Below are 19,368 nucleotides of genomic sequence, written 5' to 3'. Positions count from 1 at the left end.
TCGGCCTGGTGACCGCTCAACCAGCGCCGGACGTGGCCGTGCACGAACTACCGGCACCTCGGGTGGACAGCGAGGTCGGGCCGCTGCGTGCGGTCCTGTTGCACCGGCCGGGCGACGAGCTCAAACGCCTGACCCCGCGCAACAACGACCAGCTCCTGTTCGACAGCATCCCCTGGGGCGACCGCGCCCAGGAGGAGCACGACGCGTTCGCGCAGATCATCACCGCCCGCGGCGCCGAGGTGCTGCTGCTGGCCGACGTGCTGGTCGCCGCGCTGGCCGACGAGCGGGCGCACGCCGCGGCCGCGGACACCGCGGTCGACCGGCGGCGGGTCGGGCACGAGCTCGCCGACGCGCTCGGCTCCTACCTGTCCACGATGAGCGACCGGGCGCTCGCGGACGTCCTCATGGCCGGGATGACCTTCGAGGAGCTGCCGGCCGCCGAAGGCGCCTCGCTGGTGCGCAAGATGCACCACCCGCACGACTTCGTCGTCGACCCGCTGCCCAACCTGCTGTTCACCCGCGACTCGTCGGTCTGGATCGGCAACCGGGTGGCGATCGCCTCGCTGGCGATGCCCGCGCGCAAGCGGGAGACCGCGCTGATGGACCTCATCTACGCCTACCACCCCCGGTTCCGGGCCGCGGGCCGCGCGTACGGCGCGCACTCGGCGCCGGTCGAGGGCGGCGACGTGCTGCTGCTTGCGCCCGGCGTGCTGGCGATCGGCGTCGGCGAGCGGACCACCCCGGCCGGCGCCGAGTCGCTGGCCAGGTCGGTGTTCGCCGACGGGCTGGCGCACACCGTGCTGGCGGTGCCGATCGCCCAGGATCGGGCGACCATGCACCTGGACACCGTCTGCACGATGGTCGACCGGGACGCCGTGGTCATGTACCCGGCGGTGCGCGACACGCTGGTCGCCTACCCGCTGCGGCCAGCCGGCGATGGCGTGGTGGTGTCCGGGCCGGTGCCGTTCCTGGAGGCCGCCGCGACCGCCATGGGCATCGACCGGCTGCGGGTCATCGACACCGGCCTCGACCCGGTCACCGCCGAGCGCGAGCAGTGGGACGACGGCAACAACACCCTCGCGGTCGCGCCCGGCGTGGTGGTCGCCTACGAGCGCAACGTGGAGACCAACGCCCGGCTGGAGGAGGCCGGCATCGAGGTGCTGCGCATCGGCGGCTCCGAGCTTGGCTCCGGCCGGGGCGGGCCGAGGTGCATGTCCTGTCCGATCACGCGGGATCCGCTCTGACCCAGGCCGGGTTGAGCCGGTGGTAGCTGACCAGGTCGTCGAAGTCGGTCTCGCCGATGGTGAACGCCGCCGGCTCGGTGGCGATGTGGGTGTAGCCGGCGCGCTCGGCGGCGTGGCGGGAGGCCTTGTTGGTCGCGGCGGTGCGCAGCGACAGCCGGCGTTTGCCGAGGCCGCCGGCGGGCTCCTGGCGGAACGCCCACTCGGTGACCGCGGTCAGCGCCTCGGTCAGGTAGCCCCGGCCGCGGGAGTCCTCGTGCATCGTGTAGCCGAGCTTGGCCTCCGTGTCGTCCAGCCCGTTCAGGTCGAACAGCTGGATGTAGCCGGCGATCCGGTCGTCGACCGGGTCGGCGATGGCCCAGTCGTAGCGCTCCCCCATCGCCATCGCCTCCCTGGCCCGCAGCAGCACGTGCTCGCCGGACCGCAGCTTGCGCATCGCCGCCACCCGGCTGCCGAAATGCCGGCTGCGTTCGTCGAACAGCTGCTCGAAGGTCCGTTCGGCGTCCTCGTCGACCGGTGGGCGCAGCCGCAGCCGCGCGGTCTCCAAGACCGGCGGCACGTTCCACGGCGTCTTCGGCTCGCGGGAGTCGGCCGCGCGCAGCGACCCGACCCAGGCGTCCTTGCGTTCCCCGCGCTGGCTCAGCAGCGCGGCGACCGTGCCGTCCATGCTGAACCCGGACGCCCACGCCACCCGGCGCGAGGCCCAGTTGCCCACCTCGGCGTACCAGACGATGACGTCCAGGCCGAGTTCGACGAACCCCCAGTCCACCAGTAGGCGCACCACGCGCTGGCACACACCGTGGCCACGGACCGCGGGGTGCAGACCGAAGGTGATCTCGGCGACCCCGTTGTTGGGCTGGCGCAGGCTCACCGATCCGCTGAACCGGCGCACGCCGTCGGGATGCGGGGCCTCGACGGCGAAGCCGTACTCGGTGTCCTCGGTCCACCCGGCCGGCATCATCCTCGTGGCGTAGGCCACGGCGTCCTCGCGGGTGAACGGGACCGGGACGGTGGTCCACCGGATGCTCGCCGGATCGGTGCACTGCACCAGCATCTCGTCCACATCGGACGGTCGGTGGGCGCGGAGGGTGAGCTCGCCGTCGACCAGGATCGGTACGTCGTCTGGGAAAGCGCGGAGGCCGGCCATCGGTCCATGCTCGACGACCGACCCCCTGGCGCGCAACGGAGTTACCCGTCGATGATTAGGAATGCCTTACCTGAACACCATTTAGGTAGGCTTGCCTAAAATGACAAATATTGGCGATCAAAACAATTTTCGCGTATTGTCGAATACATGGCGAACAAGAGCACTCTTTCCAAGTTCCATTCCATGTTGCAGGAGCAGGTGCGGCACGAGTTCACCGCGTCGCAGCAGTACGTCGCGCACGCGGTCTGGTTCGACGGGCAAGATCTCCCGCAGCTCGCCAAGCACTTCTACCGGCAGGCGCTCGAGGAGCGCAACCACGCGATGATGATCGTGCAGTACCTCCTCGACAACGACATCCAGCCGGTGATTCCGGGCGTGGACACGGTCCGGAACGATTTCACCAACGTGGTCGAGTTGATCGAGGTCGCGCTGAAGCAGGAGAAGGAGTTCAGCGAGTACATCATCAACCTCGCCAAGATCGCCCGCGACGAGGACGACTACCGGGGCGAGCAGTTCATGCAGTGGTTCCTCAAGGAGCAGGTCGAGGAGGTGGCGCAGATGACCACGCTGCTCAACGTGGTCCGCCGCGCCGATGGCAACCTGTTCGACATCGAGAACTTCCTGGCCCGCGAGACGGTCGGCGACGCCGGCCAGGACCCGCTGGCCCCGAGCGCCGCCGGTGGCGCGCTCTAGCCCGACCAGCTGTCGGCCAGCGCGCACAGCGACCCGAGCGCGGTCTCGACGCGTTCGGTGTCGCCGGTGATCAGCAGGTCGGCCTGTAGGCCGGCATAGGCGTTGTTCAGCAGGGTCGCCTTCGTGAGGGCGTCGGGTGCCGACAGGCCCCGGCGCACGAGCGCGTCGGCGACGAAGTGCGCCCGGCCGGCGACGAACGACGGCACGTGCTCGGCCAGCCTGCCGGCCGCGGCCAGCCCCTCGATCTCGTGCACCAGCCGGGTCCTGTTCAGCTCGGCCGCGCTCAGGTGCCTGGTCCAGGCGGCCAGCACGATCGAGCCGATACCCACCGCCGGGTCGGCCCAGCCGGGGGTGGCGGCCAGCGCCTGGTGCTGGCGCTCGTCCAGGCGTGCGAGCACGGCCGCCAGCAACGCGTCCTTGCTGGCGAAGTGATGGGTCAGCAGCCGGGTGGAGCGGCCGAGCGCGGCGGCCAGCGTGCGCAGCGAGAACGTCGCCACACCCGTCTCAGCGAGCTGGTCGATGATCTCGTCGACCAGCTCCGCCCGCCGTGCCGGATCCGCGGTCCGTGCCATACCCGTCACCCTAATAAAGGTAACGAGTGTTACCTTTATCGCCATGTGGTTGTTCTCCCTGGTCCTCGCCGGCTTCGCGGTGCAGACCGACGACTTCGTCATCATCGGCGTGCTGCCCGCCATCGCCACCGGCCTCGACGTCTCCGAGGCGGCGGCCGGACAGCTGGTCACCGTGTTCACGCTGGTCTACGCGATCGGCGCGCCGCTGTCGGCGACCATGCTCGCCCGCGTGCCCCGGCGCCGGCTGCTGCTCACCGCGCTCACCGTGTTCGTCGCCGCCAACCTCGCCGTGCCGGCCGTCGACGGCTACCTCCCGCTGCTGGCGCTGCGGGTACTCGCCGCGCTCAGCACCGCCACCGTGCTGCCGGCCGCACTCGCCGTCGCCGCCGCGCGGGCACCGGCCGGTGCCCGTGGCCGCTACCTCGCCGCCGTGATGGCCGGCCTCACCGGGGCGTTCGTCCTGGGCGTGCCGGCCGGCACGTGGGTGGGCAACGCCTGGGGCTGGCAGGCCACGTTCGTCCTCGGTGGCCTGCTCGGCCTGGCCGCGCTCGTCGCCATCGCCTGCTGGCTGCCCGCCGACGGGGACCGGGCCGAGGTCTCGGCCAGGGTGGTCGGCCGGGAGCTGCTGACCTCGCCGGTGCGCACCGTGCTCGCCGTGACCGTGCTCGCGGTCGCCGGCAACCTCGCGTTCCAGACCTACCTCGCGCCGGTCCTCGCCGGGCTCGCCGGCGTCCGGCCGGCGCTGCTCGGCGGGCTGCTCGCCGCGGCCGGGCTCGCCGGCATCGCCGGCACGTACGCGGCCGGCCGGGCCATCGACCGGTGGGGCGCGGTCCGGACGTTCACCGGCGCCGGGCTGACGTTCGCCGCCAGCATGGCCGGGTTCGCGCTGTGCTGGCCGGCGCGACCGGTTCCGCTGGCGGTCGTGGTGGCGCTGCTGCTGGTCTGGTCCGCCTCGGCGTGGGCGGTGCCGCCCGCGATCCAGGCGCTGATGCTCGACGGTGTCAGCGAGCAGACCGCCGCCGCGGCGATGGCGGTCAACAGCAGCACCGTCTACCTCGGCGCCGCGCTCGGCTCGGCGGCCGGCGGGTTGCTGGTCGCCAACCCCGGCACGATCCCGCCGCTGGCCGCGGGATGCGCGCTGGCCGCGGTCACCGTCTGCCTGACCAGGGTCAGAAGCAGGGCTGGTCGGCGTACCGCAGCGTGATCTCGGCGACCACCTCACCGCCGACGAACGTGATCAGGTACAGCACGCTTGGGTTGCCCCGGACCTCCACCGGGACCGGATTCTGTTGGGCGATCACCTCGGGCGTCACCTCCGGGTAGGCCGTGCGCACCTGCGCCAGCGTCCACCCCGTGGACACGCCGTCGACGGTGTTGGTCGGGTCGGTGGTCAGGATGACCTGCGCCCCGCCGACGGCGGAGACGTGCACCGACCCCGACCCCGACGCGTTGGCGAACTCGTAGGCGGCGCACCCCGATCCGGGCGGCGGCTGGCTCGGCCGCACGGCCCCGGTGGCGAGCAGTTCGTCGTAGCTCATGCCGAGGCGGATGGAGCCGAACCCGTCCGGGCCGATCCGCGAGCCGACCACCGTCGGCGGTGGGGGTGGCGGCGATGGCGGGTCCTCGCCTGCCTCGCCGCCGGCGGTGCCCGGCTGGGTGTCGCCGGTGACGGTGCCCGGCGGCGGCCCGTTCGTCGACGGCGGTCGGCTGGTCGGCGTGGTGCTGGCCGGCGGCGGGCTGGACACCGTGGCCGACGGGGGCGGGGGCGAGGTGATCGCGGGCGGCGCGGACTCCGGCTCCGGCGCGGTCAGCAGGATTCCGACGCCGGCCAGCACGGCCACCGCGGCCACCCCGCTCGCGGTGGTGGCCATGATCCGCCGCCGACGCACACGGTTGGCGCCGGCCACGATCGTCTCCGCCGCACCGCCACGGACCGGCACGTCGAGCCGGTCCTCCACCGCGTCGAACATCCGGCGCAGCTCGTCGTCGAGGCTCACGGTTCCGCCTCCCCGGAATTAACCCTGTTGGTCACCTTGCGAAGTGAACGGTCGGCCCGGGCACGTGCTTGTGGCTGGCTTGCGTCACGTTCCCCTGAGGTGACGGTTCCGGAGGTTGTCCGCAACGACGCCATCGCCTTGCGTTCCCCTGAGGTGACGGTTCCGGAGGTTGACAGAAGACGCCTCACGGTTCCGCTCCCGACACCGGCTGCGCCAGCCTGGTCCGCAACGACGCCATCGCCTTGCTCGCCTGGCTCTTCACCGTGCCCCGGCTGATGCCGAGCACGGTCGCGATCTCCAACTCCGACAGTTCCTCGTAGTACCGCAACACGATCACCGCCCGCTGCCGGGGCGGCAGGCCGCGCAGCGCGTCCCACAGCGGCTCGTCCTCGAACCGGTCCCGGTCGTGCTCCGCGCGGACGTCGGGCAGGTCGGCGACCAGGCTCTCCCGGCGCACCCGCCGCCACCGGCTGATGTGGCTGTTGGCCATCGCCCTGCGGGTGTAGGCGATCGGGTCGCCGGTCTTGCGGACCACCGTGGCCCACCGGGCGCCGACGTTCTCCAGCGCGGTCTGCACCAGGTCCGCCGCGTCGTGCGGATTGCCGGTGAGCAGGTGGCCATACCTCAGCAGCCCGGGCAACGCCTCCCGGACGAACACGGCGAAATCGTCGCTGCTGGCCATCACTGGGTCACATCGCCGGCGAACAGTCGCCCGCTACCACCACGATCCCTCCGCCCTCACCGCGCGCCTCTCCCTGGACCGGCTCCACGACAGGAGCACGCCCGAGCGGCGCGAGTGGTTGCCTCGGAGTTCAGCGTTGGGTGGCGAGCTCCGCCGGCAGGTGGAAGGTGCCGTCGGCGGCCGGTGGGAAGGCGTGCGTCGAGACCACCGCCGCCGGATCGATCTCGCCGTACAGGTGCGGGAAGCGAATGCCGCTCGGGTCGGGCGGGTCGCCGTCCTCCCAGCGCAGCGGCGCGGTCAGCCTGGCGGGATCGAGGCAGAGCAGGACCAGGTCGGTCCTGCCGGCGAACAGCCGGTTCGCCGGCAGGTGCACGGTGCCGAAGTCCGAGCAGTGCACGAAACCCACGTCGTCCAGCGACGCCGGCCGGTAGGCGGCCCCCGGCCGCCAGTCGCCGGCGAAACAGATGTGCAGGATCACCTGAGGGTGACCTGGCGGCCGACCAGACCGTCCCGGGCGCGGCGTTCCTCGCCGGTCAGCGGCTGGTCGTCGAGGGAGGCGAGCGACTCCTCCAGCCGCTTGCCCAGCTCGGCGGCCGGGTCGGTCCACTCGCGGGCGTGCGAGTCGTGGTCGAGGTCCCACACCGGGACCAGCAGGCCGTGCGCGCGGAACGAGCCAGCGTAGCGGGAGCCGTCGCCAAGGCCGAGCTCACCGCGCGCGGACAGCCTGGCCAGCGCCAGCAGGAGCTTCTCCTCCGGCTCCGGCCGGACCCAGCGCAGGTGGGCGCGGTCGCCGGCGTCGACCCAGTACGCGGCCGGGCCGATGCGCTCGGTCGGCATGATCGCCTGGTTGGCGCGCTCCAGCGACAGCGCGACCTCACCGGTCGGCTCCTCGCCTTCCGGCATCCACCAGGAGAAGTCGCCGTGCAGCTCCGGCTCGAGCGACGCCCCGAGGTCGACCAGGTCCTGCAGGCGCTCGCGCTCTGGCGACTCGTCGGTCTCCGGACCGACCACGGCCAACACCGCGCCCGGCTTGGCGTCCAGCGTCCAGCGCAGCGCGCGGGCCAGGTCGCGGCCGATGTCGCTGGACCTGGTCTGGACCTGCAGCCCGACGAACGCCGAGCCGTCCGCGCGGACCAGCGCGGCCGAGGCCATCGGCAGCACGGTGGCCAGCGTGACCGCCCGGTCGCCCGGCTTGGCCAGGGCAAGCGGCGCGGTGGCCGACGGCACGAACTCGCGCAGCGCGATCAGCTCGCACTCCCCGGCGAGACCCTCGAACGGCCGGGCAACCGGCAGTTCGACCGGGCCGCCCGCCGAGCCGTGGCATGCCTTGTACCGCTTGCCAGAGCCACAGGGGCAGGGCTGGCGCGGGTTGATCCCGTCGGTGCTACGTGGTTTTCCGGCGGTTCGCTTGGCCATGGCGCAAGACGCTACCCGGTGAGCCGGGCCCGGGTGGCGCCCGGGGAGTTGGTCGCCACCCACCGCACACCCAGCCGCCGGCACAGGTCGATGTCGGCTTCCGCGTCGACGGTCCAGGTGTAGGTCTGGTGGCCGAAGGAGGCCGCGCGGGCGACGTAGTCCGGGTCGGCGCGCAGCAGGTGCACGCCGGGTCCGGTGTAGTCCGCCGAGCGGGGCAGCGTGCCGTCCCAGCGCAGCGCATTGATCTGGTCGAGCAGCAGCACGGTCGGCAGGGTCGGGGACAGCTGGCGGATCCGGCGCACGGCCGTGGCGGAGAAGGACATCACGACCACCGGGGACTCGTCCTTGTCCGCCGGGTTGGCCAGGCCGTAGCGGCGCAGCAGCGCAACCAGCTTGGTCTCCACCAGGCCGCCGTAGCGGACCGGGTGTTTGGTCTCCACGAACAGCCGGGTGCCCGGCGAGTCCGCGACCAGGTCGAGCAGGGACTCCAGGGTGAGCAGCCCGCTGGCGTGCGGCTCTGGGGTCCACACCGGCTCGCGGACCAGGTCGTCGGCGTGCTCGGGCAGGGCCGCGTCCCAGCGGGCGAAGTCCAGTTGGGCCAGCCGGGCCAGCGTCAGCGTGGAGACCACGCCGGAGCCGCTGGAGGTGCGGTCGACCTTGCGGTCGTGCACGCACACCAGGTGCCCGTCCCTGGTCAGCCGGACATCGCATTCGAGTCCGTCGGCGCCCTGGTCGATGGCGAGTGCGTAGGCGGCGACCGTGTGTTCGGCGCGATAGGCCGAGGCTCCACGGTGCGCGACAACTGCGGTCTGCACGGCGGGGATTTTCGCATGCCGGTCGGACTACCGTCGGCATGTGTTCGATGCCCAGGATCCGGCGTTCCTCGCCGACCCGTACCCGACCTTCGCCCGGCTGCGCGCGGCCGGCGAGGTGGCCTTCCATCCGGGACTCGGTCTCGCGGTCGCGGTCTCGCACGCGGCCTGCTCGACGGTGCTGCGCCACCGCGACGCCGGTCGACTGTGGACCGACGCGACGCCGGTGGCGGCGTTCGCGGCGTTCAACCTGTTGCACCGCAACTCGTTGCTGGAGAGCGAGCCGCCACGGCACACCCGGCTGCGGCGCCTGATCTCCTCGGCGTTCGCGCGCGGGCATGTCGCCCGGCTGTCGCCGTGGGTGTCGGATCTGGCCACGTCGCTGGTGTCCGGCCTGGCGCGGGACATCGACGCGCACGGCTCGGCGGATCTGCTCAGCCACCTGGCGGCGCCGCTGCCGGTGGAGGTGATCGCGGAGCTGCTCGGCGTGCCGGCGGCCGACCGGGGGCGGCTGCAACCGTGGTCGAACGCGATCGTGAAGATGTACGAGTACGGCCTCGCGCCGGCGCTCGCGGCCGAGGCGGAGACCGCGTCGGCGGAGTTCGTCGACTACCTGCGCTCCCTGGCCGCCCGCCGCGAGACCGATCCGGGTGACGACCTGATCAGTGACTTGGTGTCGGTCCGTGACGGATCGGATCGGCTGACCACCGACGAGCTGATCGGCACCGCGGTGCTGCTGCTGATGGCCGGCCACGAGGCGACGGTCAACGTGATCGGTAACGGCGTGCACGCGCTGCTGCGCGACCGGCCGCAGTGGGATCGCCTGGTCGAGTCGTCGGCGCTGCTCCCGACGGCGGTGGAGGAGCTGATCCGGTTCGACTCGCCGTTGCAGCTGTTCGAGCGCACGGCCGTGGCGGACCTGACCGTCGCCGGCTACCCGGTGCCGGCCGGGACGAAGGTGGCCGCCCTGCTCGGCGCGGCGGCCAGAGACCCGAAAGTGTTCGATTCACCCGATCAGCTGGACATCAGCCGGACGCCGAACCCGCACCTCGGCTTCGGCGCCGGGATCCACTACTGCGTCGGTGCGCCGCTCGCGCGGGTCGAGGTCGCGGCCGCGCTGTCGGCGCTGGTGACCCGGCTGCCGGGGTTGCGCCTGGCCGGCGAGCCGACGCGCCGGGGCGAGTTCGTCATCCGCGGCTTCGCGCGGCTGCCGGTCACCGCCTAGACGGGGTGCTGCGGGTCGCGCGCAGTTCGGGTTCCGGTGCGCCGATCACCCGGACCACCCGCAGGAACCGGACCCGCGCCGGGTCGATCGGGCTGAGCAGGGAGGACAGCCGGCGGATGGTCAACGCGGTCAGCACGGCCACCGCCGCCGCGGCCAGGTCGGCGACCGCGGTGAGCAGCACGCCGTCGGCCTGCGCCTGGACCCCGGAGCGGAACCGCCCGGCCACAGTCGCGCCGAAGAGCAGCCCGCTGACCACCCAGGCCGCCCACCAGATCATGGTCGCCCTGGTCGGCCGGGGTCGCTCGCCGGCTGGCCGGCGCAGGATCTGGTGCTCCAGCTCGGCGAGGACGACCCCCGCCATGGCCAGGTTGACGCCGGGAATCGCCAGGTAGACCAGGACCTGCCAGTCGGGCCGGGGCCGTTGTTGGTCGATGACGTCGGCGGCCGCGCGCCGGGCGAGCATGAGCCACCAGACCACGACCACCACCGCCAGCACGGCGAACGCGACCGCGAGCACGGCGGCCGTGGTGACCGCGGCGTCGGAGATGGCGACCAGCCGGGCCGACAGCGCGCCGTCCAGGCTGAGCAGCAGCAGGCTGTAGCGCCAGATCTCCCCGGCGGCCGCGAGCAGCGCCAGCACGCCGACCGTCCAGGCCAGGGCGGCGGCGTTGCCGGCGATGACCCGGACCCGGTCGACGGTGACCGGCTGGTCGGTCTCGGAGCTGGTGCCGGGGACGGTGGTCGGCCAGCGCCAGGCCAGCGCCGGGAAGCCCCAGCGGGGGGTCGCGCCGTAGGCGGGCGGGCCGAGGTAGGGCAGCCGGCGGCGTGCCCGGTGTCGGCGCACGCCGCCGGGAGGAGTCGCGACCCACCGGCCGTACACGTCAGATGACCTCGGGGTTACCGGGCGCGTCGGCGGTCAGCGGCCGGCCGGCGGACTGCCAGGACTGCATGCCGCCGTCGACGTTGCGGGCGTCCCAGCCGTTGGCGTTGAGGTACTCGGTGACCCTGGCGGAGCGGCCACCGGAGCGGCAGATGACCAGGACGTCGCGGTCTTCCGGCAGCTCGCCGAGGCGGCCGGAAAGCTCGCTCATCGGGATGTGCAGCGCTTGCGGCGCGTGACCGGCGTCCCACTCGTCCTGTTCGCGGACGTCGAGCAGGGTGGTCTCGGCCGGCAGCTCGGTCGGCAGTTCGGGCACGGAAACGGAGGGCACCTGCGATGGCATCACGCTGACGATGCTGCCACGCCACCCCGTAGAACGCCCGTGAACCGCGACACCGTTGGCTGCCGTTGCTCGGCAAAATAGGACGATGACCGCCACCATCGACAAGATCGCGTGGATCCATCTGGAACAGGGCAGGATCCTCGGCACCCGCTCTCACGGCAAGGACGTGTACTACCTTCCCGGCGGCAAACGGGAACCCGGCGAGTCCGACCTCGACACCCTCATCCGGGAGATCAGCGAAGAACTCGCGGTCACCATCATCCCGGCCACCGCCACCCACCTGGGCACCTTCCACGCCCAGGCCCATGGCCACTCCGCCGGCGTCATCGTCCAGATGACCTGCTACACCGCCGACCACCACGGCACCCCCACGGCCAGCAGCGAAATCGACGAGATCGCCTGGCTCACCTACACCGACCGCGCCCGCGTCTCACCCGTCGACCAGATCATCTTCGACCACCTCCAGCAAGCCGGCCAACTCCAGTGAGCAACGCCGATGGGGATGTGGTTGCGATCGAGGCGGTCGTGGCGGAGGTGCGGGACGCGTTCAACGCCAGTGACAACGGGCAGTTCGCGCGGTACGAGGTGACCGAGGTCCGGTTTCTGCGGCCGGACGTCGCGCTCGGCCACGTGACGGTGACCGCGGCCACCGAGTCGGGGGAACCGCTTCGGATTGATCACTCGATGAGGTCGTTGTTCGTGCTCACCAAGGAGGACGGGCGGTGGGTGGTGGCCGCCCGGCAGGACACGATCGTGGCTGTATAAGGGAAAGCCCCCGCTCCTGGGGTGGCAGGAGCGGGGGCTGGGGGACGACTTCTAGTGCTGGACCGCCTTCTCGGCGCCGGCGCCGGTGAGCGAGCGCACCTCCATCTCCGCGTACTTCGCGTCGTTGCGCTCCTTGGAGAAGATCGTGCCGAGGTAGCCGAGCAGGAACGCCGCCGGGATCGAGACCAGGCCCGGGTTGTCCAGCGGGAACCAGTGGAAGTCCACGTCCTGCAACATCGACGGGCTCTTGCCGGTCGCCGGGTTCACCGGCTTGCCGGACACCGCCGGCGAGAAGATGATCAACACCAGGCAGATCGACAGACCGCCGTAGATGCTCCACAGCGCGCCCGAGGTGTTGAACCGCTTCCAGAACAGCGAGTAGATGATCGTCGGCAGGTTCGCCGACGCCGCCACCGCGAACGCCAGCGCGACCAGGAAGGCGATGTTCTGCCCGTTGGCCACGATGCCGCCGATGATCGCCACCGCACCGATGACCAGTGCGGTGATCCGGGCGACCTTGACCTCCTGGGCCTTGTCGTCCGCCGCGCCCTTCTTGATCACGTTCGCGTAGATGTCGTGGGCGAACGACGCCGACGCGGTGATCGTCAGGCCGGCGACCACGGCGAGGATCGTCGCGAACGCCACCGCGGCGATGATGCCGAGCAACACCGTGCCACCCAGCGCGTAGGCCAGCAGTGGTGCCGCCGAGTTCGCGCCGCCGGGGGCCGCGGCGATCTCGTCGGCGCCGACCAGCGCACCCGCGCCGTAGCCGAGCACCAGGGTGAACAGGTAGAAGATGCCGATCAGCCAGATCGCCCAGACGACCGACTTGCGTGCTTCCTTGGCCGTTGGCACGGTGTAGAAGCGCATCAGGATGTGCGGCAGGCCGGCGGTGCCGAGCACCAGTGCCAGCGCCAGCGACACGAAGTCCAGCTTGCTCGTGTCGGTCAGGCCGTACTGGCCGCCCGGGTTGAGCAGCCGCTCGCCGCCCTCGCCGACCTTGGCCACCGCGTCGCCGAGCAGATCGGACAGGTTGAAGCCGTACTTGCCGAGCACCCACACGGTCATCAGGAACGCGCCGGCGATCAGCAGTGTGGCCTTGATGATCTGCACCCAGGTGGTGCCGCGCATGCCGCCGATGATCACGTACAGGATCATGATGGCGCCGACCACGGCGATCACCACGGCCTGGCCGGCCTCGTTCTCGATGCCGAGCAGTAGCGCGACCAGGCCACCGGCGCCGGCCATCTGCGCCAGCAGGTAGAAGAACGACACGACCAGCGTCGAGGTGGCCGCCGCCGCGCGGACCGGACGCTGGCGCATCCGGAAGGCGAGCACGTCGCCCATCGTGTACTTACCGGTGTTGCGCAGCAGCTCGGCGACCAGCAGCAGGGCGATCAGCCAGGCCACCAGGAAGCCGATGGAGTAGAGGAAGCCGTCGTAGCCGTTGAGCGCGATCGCGCCGGCGATGCCGAGGAACGAGGCGGCGGACAGGTAGTCACCGGAGATCGCGACGCCGTTCTGCGCGCCGGTGAACGAGTGGCCGGCGGCGTAGAAGTCGACGGCGGTCTTGGACGAGCGGCTGGCACGGAAGACGATGAACAGGGTCACCGCGACGAACAGGCCGAAGATGCCGATGTTCAGCGCGACATTGCTACCTTCGACGCCCTGGGCGATGTTCACGGCTGCTCCCCCTCGATGTCGGCGCGGATCTTCTCGGCGACCGGGTCGAGCTTCCGGTTCGCGTGCCGGACATAGAGGCTGGTGATGAGGAACGTCGACACGAACTGCAGCAGCCCGAAGATCAGGCCGATGTTGATGTTGCCGAACACCTTGGTCGACATGAACTCGTGCGCGTAGTCGGAGAGCAGGACGTAGAGCAGGTACCACGCGAGGAACGCGACGGTCATCGGGAACACGAAGTTCCGCAGCCGTTTACGTAACTGGGTGAACTCCGCGCTCTCCTGGATCGTCGCCCAATCGGGATCCGGCGTCGGCGACGGCTCCGGGTCGGTGCTACTCACAGTGCCTCCTGTGGCCGCATGAACGGGAAAAACGTTCATTCGAGCCTATGGAGACCGTGCGGTGAGCTGAATCGTTGACGGATCAACCGCGCGCAGCCACGACGAACGGTCGACGAACGGCCGGTCAGCCGCGCCAAGTGGCGAAAATCACGTTCCGGTCAACGTGGAGTTGCGGAGAGGAAGCTGGTCCATTCGGGCGAGGGGAAAACCAGGACACCCACGCTAGGTGACTTTGAGTCACGAACAGCCACAGCGGGTCCACTGAACGCCACCTCGACACAGTCGCCGTTGCTGCCGTTCTGGCTGCTGCGACTGCTCTTGCGCCAGGACAAACCCGATAGCTCCAGGGTGGACAAGGTGATCGCCTCTGTCGTTCAGGGGGCGTACTGCTCGGCAATGACACGCTCAATGCGGGCCGCTGAGTCTGCCGGACTCATCGCCTCGGAGCGGAGCGCATCAAAGTTCATTCTAGCCGTCCGCACCTCGTCCTCATCCTCAATGTGCAGGGCTCCCGTCGTGTACTCGACGTAGAGCAGATCCGAGTCAGTCGGGTCCGGGAACGACAGCAGGGTGAACGCGCCGTCCATCGCGCTGTGTGCGCCATCGCGAAGCGGCAACACCTGAACAGTGACTGTGGGGAGCGCAGCTATCTCGATCAGTTGGCGGAGTTGTTCCCGCATGACCTCTGGCCCGCCGATATTCCGGAGCAGCGCTGCCTCATCGATGATCGCCGCGTAGGTCAGCGGGTCATCGACGCTGGTCAACCTACCTTTCCGGATCAGGCGGACCTGCACATCATTGTTGATCTCTGCTGCCGTTCGGGGCCGCAGACCCCGAACCAGCACGGCGCGAATGTACGCCTCGGTTTGCAGCAAGCCCGGCAACTGGAGACCGGTGAACTGCCGTACAGCCGACGCATGGGTTCCAGGTCGACGTAACCCAGATCCTCCACGCCGTAGGAGCGGAACCACTGTGGCTTCACCGCTTCGCGCGCCTGGTCGAGCAGATCCGGGACGTAGATGTCGTAGGTGTCCATCAGCGAGCGCACGAAGTGCACGTCCGCCCGGGTCGCACCGGTCTCGATCCGGTGGAACGAACTCCGGGTCTTCTCCAACTTCTCCGCAGCCTGGTCAAGGCTCAGCCCGGCCTCCTCACGCAGCGCCCGAAGGCGCCTACCCAAGCGGCGACGCAGGAACGGCGGCTTCTTGTGCGTACCCAAGACGAACTCCCGATGACACTCAGTACGCACATGATCGCACCGCGCGGTCCCAGAGCTGGGATATTCAGTCCCGCGTGTGGCGTGCGGAGACTCGTCCCATGAATGGACGACTCTTCGCACTGGTCAACCCGATCAACCCCGACGAGGCCCTCGGCTGGGGAGTCGAGATCACCAGGTCCGACGAGCGGGAGGCGGTGGTCTTCTTCCGCGAGCCGGGCTCCCGCCAGGTCTCCTTCGGCGTGCACGACTCCGCCGACGCCGCCTGGCGCAGCTGGGCCCGCGACGAGCCACTGTGCCTGGTCTGGCCGAGCTAACGACTGCGCTCCCGCAACTGCCGCAACCGATCGGCCGCCGTGACCGCCCGATCCTCGTTGAGGTGCAACCGAAGCATCGCCGTCCGCGCCCAGGACGGCGGCCGGCCGCGCAGCGACACCAGGATCATCGTCGCGAACGCCAGCGGCACCGACCACGGCGCCGGCTGGGCGATCAGGATCGACAGCCAGCCATCGACCGGCACCCCGAACAACGTGCACGCGATCGCCCCCGACGACGCGAACAACCCGGTCAACACGCCGGACATCGCGCCGGCGACCGTCAGCCGGGACCACCAGATCCCGAGCACGAGCAACGGGCAGAACGTCGACGCCGCCACGGTGAAACCCCAGGTGACCAACACGCCGGCGTCCAGCCGGATGGCCGACAGCGCCAACAGCACGACCACCGCCGACACGATCAGCACCGTCACCCGCAGCCGACTCAGCCCACCGGGCAACAGGTCGTGGGAGATCGCGCCGGACACCACCAGCACCAACCCGAGCGAGGTCGCCAGGAACGCGGCGAACGCGCCGCCGGTGAGCAACGCGGTGAACAGGTCGCCCGGCCAGCCTGCGGACACCTGCGCCGGCAGTGCGACCACGGCCGTGTCGGTGGCGCCGGAGAGATACAGCTGCGGGACCAGCACATGCCCGAGGACCCCGTAGATGCCGGGGAACAGATAGAAGATGCTCAGCAGCCCGACCGTGATGGCCGCGGTGCGGCGCGCGGCGCGGCCGTCCGGGCTGGTGTGGAACCGCATGATCACGTGCGGCAGACCCATGGTGCCCAACGCGAGCGCGACCACCAGCGCCCAGGTGGACAGCAGCGGATGGCCGGCGTCGGAGATGTCGAGCAGCGGCCGTTCCCAGTCGGCGCCGCCCGGCCGTGCCTCGCCGACGACATCGGGAACGGGCGTGCCGCTGGGGAACACGACCTTGGCGCCCTGCGGCACATCCCAGGAACCGTCGACGACCCGGCTGTCCTGTCCTATCTGGACAGTGGTGGGCTCGGTGAAGTGCAACGTGGTGCCGACACGGAAGATCACCCGGGTGTCGTGGTCGAACTCGGTGAACTCGGCCGGGTGGACCGCGTCGTGGCGCACCGCCGGGCCGACCTGGATGAGCAGCCAGATCGCCGGGATGATGAACAGCACCAGCTTGAGCACGAACTGGAACGCCTGCACGTAGGTCGCGGCCCGCATGCCGCCGAGCGCGAGCGTGATCGCGACCCCGGTGCCGGCGATGACCACGCCGACCCAGTACGGCGTCTCGCTGACCGCGCTGAGCACCAGGCCCGCGGTACGGAACTGGGGCACGAGATAGAGCCCGCCGATGACCAGGATGACCACCGCAGTGACCCGGCGCAGGGCCGGCGAGGCGAGCCGAGCCTCGGCGAAGTCGGGCACGGTGAGTGCCCCCGACCGACGCATCGGCGCGGCGACCAGGACCAGCATGGCGATGTAGCCGGCGGTGAACCCGACCGGATACCAGAGCGCGCCGATGCCGTCCTTGACGATCAGCCCGGCGACGCCGAGAAAGCTCGCCGCCGAGAGGTACTCCCCGGACACGGCCATCGAGTTGAGCAGCGGCGACACCCGCCGGGACGCCACCAGGAAGTCCGACGTGGTGCGCATCGCCGCCACGCCACGCAGCCCGATCAGCAGCGTCACCAGCACGACCGGCGCCACCGCGAAGGCGATGATCACCGGCCGGCCCGGTCAGCAGCGTCGGACTCGCGTGTGCGGAGCGTTGGACTCGCGTGTCGGGAGCGTTGGACTCGTGGGGTCATGGGGTGTCTTCTGCTTGTTCGGCGCGTTTGAGGTGCCAGCGGGCCAGGAGGGTGAGGGCTGGGTACGGGAGGACGGCGAGGGCCAGCCAGGAGACCGGGATGCCGGCCAGGCGGACGTGGTCCAGGGACGGGAAGAGGGCGAAGACCAGGGGGAGGCCGATGATGCCGACGAACAGCAGGGCCAGTGGGGCCACGGCGAGGGCGCGTTGGCGGCGGTACAGCTCGGCGGCCCGGTCGGCGCCGGCGGCGTCCAGTTTCGGGACGCGCCACCGGCCTCTGGCGCGGCGGCGGGAGTGGGCCAGGCGGGTCTGCGGGCTCATCACGGCCACGCGCTTGTGACCTGGCATTACGGGCGCCGTTCGAGTTGGCCGCGTTTGGCTGCCGCCAGTAGGCGTTCGCGTAGTTCGCGGGCGTGGCGGCGGCTGACCGGGACGTCGCCGAGCTCGGTGTGCGCGAGCAGGCCGCCGACCGAGTCGCTGCGCAGTTCGCGGACCGCGTCCAGGGAGACCAGGTAACCCCGGTGCACGCGGACGAACCCCGCCGGCTCCCAGTACTCCTCCAGCCGGGAGATCGGCATCCGGACCACGTGCACCCCGGACACCGCGTGCAGCCGGACATAGTCACCGTGCGCCTCGACGAACCGGACGTCCCCACGCCGGACATACCGGGTGCGCCCGGCCGACTCGACCGGCATCGCGGCCATCGCGTCCGGCGGGGTGGCGAACTCGTCGGCCGGGCGGGTGCGCGCGGGGACCATCCGCCGGATCCTGGTCAGCGCCTCGGCCAGCCGCTCGGTGCGCACCGGCTTCAGCAGGTAGTCCACCGCGCCGATGCCGAACGCGGCCACCGCGTGCTGCTCGTAGGCGGTCACGAACACGATCGCCGGCGGATCGCTCAGCTTGGCCAGCAGCGACGCCAGCTCCAGCCCGTCCAGGCCGGGCATGGAGATGTCCAGGAACACCGCGTCGAACCGGCCGCTCTGGATCATCCGCAGCGCCGAGGTCGAGTCGCCGGCACCGGCGACGTCGGCCACCTCCGGCGACCCGCGCAGCAGCCGGCACAGCTCGTCGAGCGCGGGCGGGATGTCGTCCACGGCCAGCACGGTGAAGCCCTTCATCCCGGCATCACCCCCGGCTGGAATCTCGGGATCCGCACCACGACCCTGGTCCCCTCGGCCGGCGCGGTCTCCACCACCAGCCCGTACCAGGGGCCGTAGACATGCCGCAGCCGCCGGTCGACGTTGGCCAGGCCGACGCTGTCCGAGCCGCCCCGGCCGGCCAGGATCTCCTCGGCCAGCGCCGGGTCCATGCCGAGCCCGTCGTCCTCGACGCTGATCACGCAGTCGTTGCCCTCGGCCTCGCCGCGCACGGTGACCTGCCCGGTGCCCGCTCGCGGCTCGATGCCGTGCCGGATCGCGTTCTCCACCAGCGGTTGCAGCACCAGGTACGGCACGGCCACCGCCAGCACCTCGGGCGCGACCCGAACCTGCACCGCCAGCCGCTCGCCGAGCACCGCCCGCTGCAGCGCCAGGTAGGTCTCGATGGCGTGGAACTCGTCGGCGACCGTGGTGTACTCGCCGTGGCGGGCCAGGCTGTACCGGATGTAGTCGGCGAAGTCGATCATCAGCTCGCGAGAGCGGTCCGGCTCGGAGCTGACCAGGGCCGAGATCACGGTCAGCGCGTTGTAGACGAAGTGCGGGGAGATCTCCGCCCGCAGCGCGCGCAGCTCGGCCTGGGCCGCCTGCTCGGCCGAGGCCTCCAGCCGGCCGCGCTCCAACGCCTCGACGATCCAGCGGGCCGCCTCGCCGACCGCCGAGCGGCGGGCGTTGCCGAACACCACGAGCACCCCGGCCAGCTCGTGGTGCACGTGCAGCGGCAGGGCCAGCAGCGGCGGGCGGCCGGCCTTGCTCTCGGTGTGCAGCACCTGCTCCACCAGCTCGTCGGCCGCGGCCGCGCCCTCGCCCGGCGGCGCGGCCGGCGCCCAGACCGGCCGACCGGACAGGTCGGCCAGGCCGACACAGTCGACCTCGAGCAGCCGGCGCAGGCCACGGGCCGCGGCCCGCACCCCGGTGGCGCCGAGACCGTCCTTGAGCTCGTCGGCGATGTGCCTGGCCGCGCTCAGCACGGCCACCGGATCGGTCCGTGGCCAGGGCAGCCTCGACCTGGCCGGCGCGGGGTCAGGCGCTCGGTCGGCGGACACCGCCATCAGCGCTCCCATCGTCGGCGATCGGGCTCGGACAGATGCTAGTA

Annotated in this window: 25 protein-coding genes; 7 read left to right on the top strand and 18 right to left on the bottom strand. The window is 71.1% G+C overall.

What is annotated here, in order from left to right; all coding sequences use genetic code 11:
• Positions 1-8 precede the first annotated feature (8 nt).
• On the top strand, positions 9-1,244 hold the full coding sequence (locus tag ACYVIP_RS10215) for an arginine deiminase (protein ID WP_460394498.1): 1,236 nt from the start codon (positions 9-11) through the stop codon (positions 1,242-1,244).
• Here ACYVIP_RS10215 and ACYVIP_RS10210 read toward each other — a convergent pair.
• Positions 1,225-2,388 carry a GNAT family N-acetyltransferase gene (locus ACYVIP_RS10210; RefSeq protein ID WP_460394496.1) on the bottom strand — a complete coding sequence of 388 codons (1,164 nt, stop codon included), beginning with the start codon at positions 2,386-2,388 and terminating at the stop codon, positions 1,225-1,227. The genes ACYVIP_RS10215 and ACYVIP_RS10210 overlap by 20 nt on opposite strands.
• Positions 2,389-2,571: 183 nt before the next feature.
• On the opposite strand from ACYVIP_RS10210, the gene ACYVIP_RS10205 reads away from it, so the two are divergent.
• Complete coding sequence (locus ACYVIP_RS10205) at positions 2,572-3,081, top strand: ferritin (RefSeq protein WP_460394494.1); 510 nt, start codon at positions 2,572-2,574, stop codon at positions 3,079-3,081.
• Here ACYVIP_RS10205 and ACYVIP_RS10200 read toward each other — a convergent pair.
• Positions 3,078-3,653: a TetR/AcrR family transcriptional regulator gene (locus ACYVIP_RS10200; protein WP_460394492.1), complete on the bottom strand. Its 576-nt coding sequence runs from the start codon at positions 3,651-3,653 to the stop codon at positions 3,078-3,080. The genes ACYVIP_RS10205 and ACYVIP_RS10200 overlap by 4 nt on opposite strands.
• Before the next feature lie 43 nt (positions 3,654-3,696).
• Here ACYVIP_RS10200 and ACYVIP_RS10195 point away from each other — a divergent pair, with 43 nt between their 5' ends.
• Positions 3,697-4,857 carry an MFS transporter gene (locus tag ACYVIP_RS10195; protein WP_460394490.1) on the top strand — a complete coding sequence of 387 codons (1,161 nt, stop codon included), beginning with the start codon at positions 3,697-3,699 and terminating at the stop codon, positions 4,855-4,857.
• Here ACYVIP_RS10195 and ACYVIP_RS10190 read toward each other — a convergent pair.
• The 5 genes from ACYVIP_RS10190 to ACYVIP_RS10170 form a co-directional block, all read right to left on the bottom strand.
• Entirely contained in the window at positions 4,823-5,650 is an 828-nt protein-coding gene (locus tag ACYVIP_RS10190; RefSeq protein WP_460394488.1) for a hypothetical protein, read from the bottom strand. The two genes, ACYVIP_RS10195 and ACYVIP_RS10190, sit on opposite strands and share 35 nt — an antisense overlap.
• A 184-nt stretch (positions 5,651-5,834) precedes the next feature.
• Positions 5,835-6,332 (bottom strand): SigE family RNA polymerase sigma factor, encoded by a 498-nt coding sequence (locus tag ACYVIP_RS10185; RefSeq protein WP_460394486.1) that lies wholly within the window; start codon positions 6,330-6,332, stop codon positions 5,835-5,837.
• A gap of 130 nt (positions 6,333-6,462) precedes the next feature.
• Complete coding sequence (locus ACYVIP_RS10180) at positions 6,463-6,810, bottom strand: DUF952 domain-containing protein (protein ID WP_460394484.1); 348 nt, start codon at positions 6,808-6,810, stop codon at positions 6,463-6,465.
• On the bottom strand, positions 6,807-7,748 hold the full coding sequence (locus tag ACYVIP_RS10175) for a DUF5926 family protein (RefSeq protein ID WP_460394482.1): 942 nt from the start codon (positions 7,746-7,748) through the stop codon (positions 6,807-6,809). The genes ACYVIP_RS10180 and ACYVIP_RS10175 overlap by 4 nt, the downstream gene beginning before the upstream one ends.
• Positions 7,749-7,759: 11 nt before the next feature.
• A complete protein-coding gene (locus ACYVIP_RS10170) occupies positions 7,760-8,563 on the bottom strand; it encodes a glycerophosphodiester phosphodiesterase family protein (protein ID WP_460394480.1) in 804 nt (267 codons plus the stop codon).
• Positions 8,564-8,603: 40 nt separating this feature from the next.
• On the opposite strand from ACYVIP_RS10170, the gene ACYVIP_RS10165 reads away from it, so the two are divergent.
• Positions 8,604-9,785 carry a cytochrome P450 gene (locus ACYVIP_RS10165; protein WP_460394478.1) on the top strand — a complete coding sequence of 394 codons (1,182 nt, stop codon included), beginning with the start codon at positions 8,604-8,606 and terminating at the stop codon, positions 9,783-9,785.
• On the opposite strand, the gene ACYVIP_RS10160 is transcribed toward ACYVIP_RS10165, so the two are convergent.
• The gene (locus ACYVIP_RS10160; protein ID WP_460394476.1) at positions 9,775-10,665 is read right to left on the bottom strand and encodes a DUF4328 domain-containing protein; all 891 of its coding nucleotides are present in this window, start codon (positions 10,663-10,665) and stop codon (positions 9,775-9,777) included. The two genes, ACYVIP_RS10165 and ACYVIP_RS10160, sit on opposite strands and share 11 nt — an antisense overlap.
• A gap of 1 nt (position 10,666) precedes the next feature.
• Complete coding sequence (locus ACYVIP_RS10155) at positions 10,667-11,008, bottom strand: rhodanese-like domain-containing protein (protein ID WP_460394474.1); 342 nt, start codon at positions 11,006-11,008, stop codon at positions 10,667-10,669.
• An 85-nt stretch (positions 11,009-11,093) separates the two neighbouring features.
• Here ACYVIP_RS10155 and ACYVIP_RS10150 point away from each other — a divergent pair, with 85 nt between their 5' ends.
• Together ACYVIP_RS10150 and ACYVIP_RS10145 are read left to right on the top strand one after the other, a co-directional pair.
• Positions 11,094-11,495 (top strand): NUDIX hydrolase, encoded by a 402-nt coding sequence (locus ACYVIP_RS10150; RefSeq protein WP_460394473.1) that lies wholly within the window; start codon positions 11,094-11,096, stop codon positions 11,493-11,495.
• Positions 11,496-11,512: 17 nt separating this feature from the next.
• Positions 11,513-11,773 (top strand): SgcJ/EcaC family oxidoreductase, encoded by a 261-nt coding sequence (locus ACYVIP_RS10145; protein ID WP_460394471.1) that lies wholly within the window; start codon positions 11,513-11,515, stop codon positions 11,771-11,773.
• Positions 11,774-11,824: 51 nt separating this feature from the next.
• Here ACYVIP_RS10145 and ACYVIP_RS10140 read toward each other — a convergent pair whose 3' ends face one another.
• The 5 genes from ACYVIP_RS10140 to ACYVIP_RS10120 all read right to left on the bottom strand — a co-directional run bounded on the left by ACYVIP_RS10140 (position 11,825) and on the right by ACYVIP_RS10120 (position 15,016).
• Complete coding sequence (locus ACYVIP_RS10140) at positions 11,825-13,456, bottom strand: solute symporter family protein (RefSeq protein ID WP_460394469.1); 1,632 nt, start codon at positions 13,454-13,456, stop codon at positions 11,825-11,827.
• A complete protein-coding gene (locus tag ACYVIP_RS10135) occupies positions 13,453-13,797 on the bottom strand; it encodes a DUF485 domain-containing protein (RefSeq protein ID WP_460394467.1) in 345 nt (114 codons plus the stop codon). The genes ACYVIP_RS10140 and ACYVIP_RS10135 overlap by 4 nt, the downstream gene beginning before the upstream one ends.
• 158 nt (positions 13,798-13,955) lie before the next feature.
• Positions 13,956-14,129, bottom strand: coding sequence for a DUF397 domain-containing protein (locus tag ACYVIP_RS10130; RefSeq protein WP_460394568.1), 174 nt, complete (start codon positions 14,127-14,129; stop codon positions 13,956-13,958).
• A gap of 42 nt (positions 14,130-14,171) precedes the next feature.
• Positions 14,172-14,672, bottom strand: coding sequence for a DUF5753 domain-containing protein (locus ACYVIP_RS10125; RefSeq protein ID WP_460394465.1), 501 nt, complete (start codon positions 14,670-14,672; stop codon positions 14,172-14,174).
• The gene (locus tag ACYVIP_RS10120; protein WP_460394464.1) at positions 14,576-15,016 is read right to left on the bottom strand and encodes a helix-turn-helix domain-containing protein; all 441 of its coding nucleotides are present in this window, start codon (positions 15,014-15,016) and stop codon (positions 14,576-14,578) included. Before ACYVIP_RS10120 ends, ACYVIP_RS10125 begins: the two co-directional genes overlap by 97 nt.
• Before the next feature lie 98 nt (positions 15,017-15,114).
• On the opposite strand from ACYVIP_RS10120, the gene ACYVIP_RS10115 reads away from it, so the two are divergent.
• Positions 15,115-15,330 carry a hypothetical protein gene (locus ACYVIP_RS10115; protein ID WP_460394462.1) on the top strand — a complete coding sequence of 72 codons (216 nt, stop codon included), beginning with the start codon at positions 15,115-15,117 and terminating at the stop codon, positions 15,328-15,330.
• On the opposite strand, the gene ACYVIP_RS10110 is transcribed toward ACYVIP_RS10115, so the two are convergent.
• The 4 genes from ACYVIP_RS10110 to ACYVIP_RS10095 form a co-directional block, all read right to left on the bottom strand.
• Entirely contained in the window at positions 15,327-17,036 is a 1,710-nt protein-coding gene (locus tag ACYVIP_RS10110) for a sodium/solute symporter (RefSeq protein WP_460394460.1), read from the bottom strand. The genes ACYVIP_RS10115 and ACYVIP_RS10110 overlap by 4 nt on opposite strands.
• Positions 17,037-17,115: 79 nt before the next feature.
• Entirely contained in the window at positions 17,116-17,439 is a 324-nt protein-coding gene (locus ACYVIP_RS10105; protein ID WP_460394458.1) for a hypothetical protein, read from the bottom strand.
• 26 nt (positions 17,440-17,465) lie between these two features.
• Entirely contained in the window at positions 17,466-18,236 is a 771-nt protein-coding gene (locus ACYVIP_RS10100; RefSeq protein WP_460394456.1) for a LytR/AlgR family response regulator transcription factor, read from the bottom strand.
• Positions 18,233-19,324: a sensor histidine kinase gene (locus ACYVIP_RS10095; RefSeq protein WP_460394454.1), complete on the bottom strand. Its 1,092-nt coding sequence runs from the start codon at positions 19,322-19,324 to the stop codon at positions 18,233-18,235. Before ACYVIP_RS10095 ends, ACYVIP_RS10100 begins: the two co-directional genes overlap by 4 nt.
• Positions 19,325-19,368: the final 44 nt, after the last annotated feature.

The organism is Actinophytocola sediminis (genome assembly GCF_054779715.1).
This window is presented reverse-complemented; position numbering and strand designations above follow the sequence as displayed.

Excerpts from the sequence above, each read along its gene's own strand:
- ACYVIP_RS10210 (WP_460394496.1), bottom strand. The coding sequence starts at position 2,388 with ATGGCCGGCCTCCGCGCTTTCCCAGACGACGTACCGATCCTGGTCGAC.
- ACYVIP_RS10205 (WP_460394494.1), top strand. The coding sequence starts at position 2,572 with ATGTTGCAGGAGCAGGTGCGGCACGAGTTCACCGCGTCGCAGCAGTAC.
- ACYVIP_RS10200 (WP_460394492.1), bottom strand. The coding sequence starts at position 3,653 with ATGGCACGGACCGCGGATCCGGCACGGCGGGCGGAGCTGGTCGACGAG.
- ACYVIP_RS10195 (WP_460394490.1), top strand. The coding sequence starts at position 3,697 with ATGTGGTTGTTCTCCCTGGTCCTCGCCGGCTTCGCGGTGCAGACCGAC.
- ACYVIP_RS10185 (WP_460394486.1), bottom strand. The coding sequence starts at position 6,332 with ATGGCCAGCAGCGACGATTTCGCCGTGTTCGTCCGGGAGGCGTTGCCC.
- ACYVIP_RS10175 (WP_460394482.1), bottom strand. The coding sequence starts at position 7,748 with ATGGCCAAGCGAACCGCCGGAAAACCACGTAGCACCGACGGGATCAAC.
- ACYVIP_RS10155 (WP_460394474.1), bottom strand. The coding sequence starts at position 11,008 with ATGCCATCGCAGGTGCCCTCCGTTTCCGTGCCCGAACTGCCGACCGAG.
- ACYVIP_RS10150 (WP_460394473.1), top strand. The coding sequence starts at position 11,094 with ATGACCGCCACCATCGACAAGATCGCGTGGATCCATCTGGAACAGGGC.
- ACYVIP_RS10115 (WP_460394462.1), top strand. The coding sequence starts at position 15,115 with ATGAATGGACGACTCTTCGCACTGGTCAACCCGATCAACCCCGACGAG.
- ACYVIP_RS10105 (WP_460394458.1), bottom strand. The coding sequence starts at position 17,439 with ATGAGCCCGCAGACCCGCCTGGCCCACTCCCGCCGCCGCGCCAGAGGC.
- ACYVIP_RS10100 (WP_460394456.1), bottom strand. The coding sequence starts at position 18,236 with ATGAAGGGCTTCACCGTGCTGGCCGTGGACGACATCCCGCCCGCGCTC.
- ACYVIP_RS10095 (WP_460394454.1), bottom strand. The coding sequence starts at position 19,324 with ATGGCGGTGTCCGCCGACCGAGCGCCTGACCCCGCGCCGGCCAGGTCG.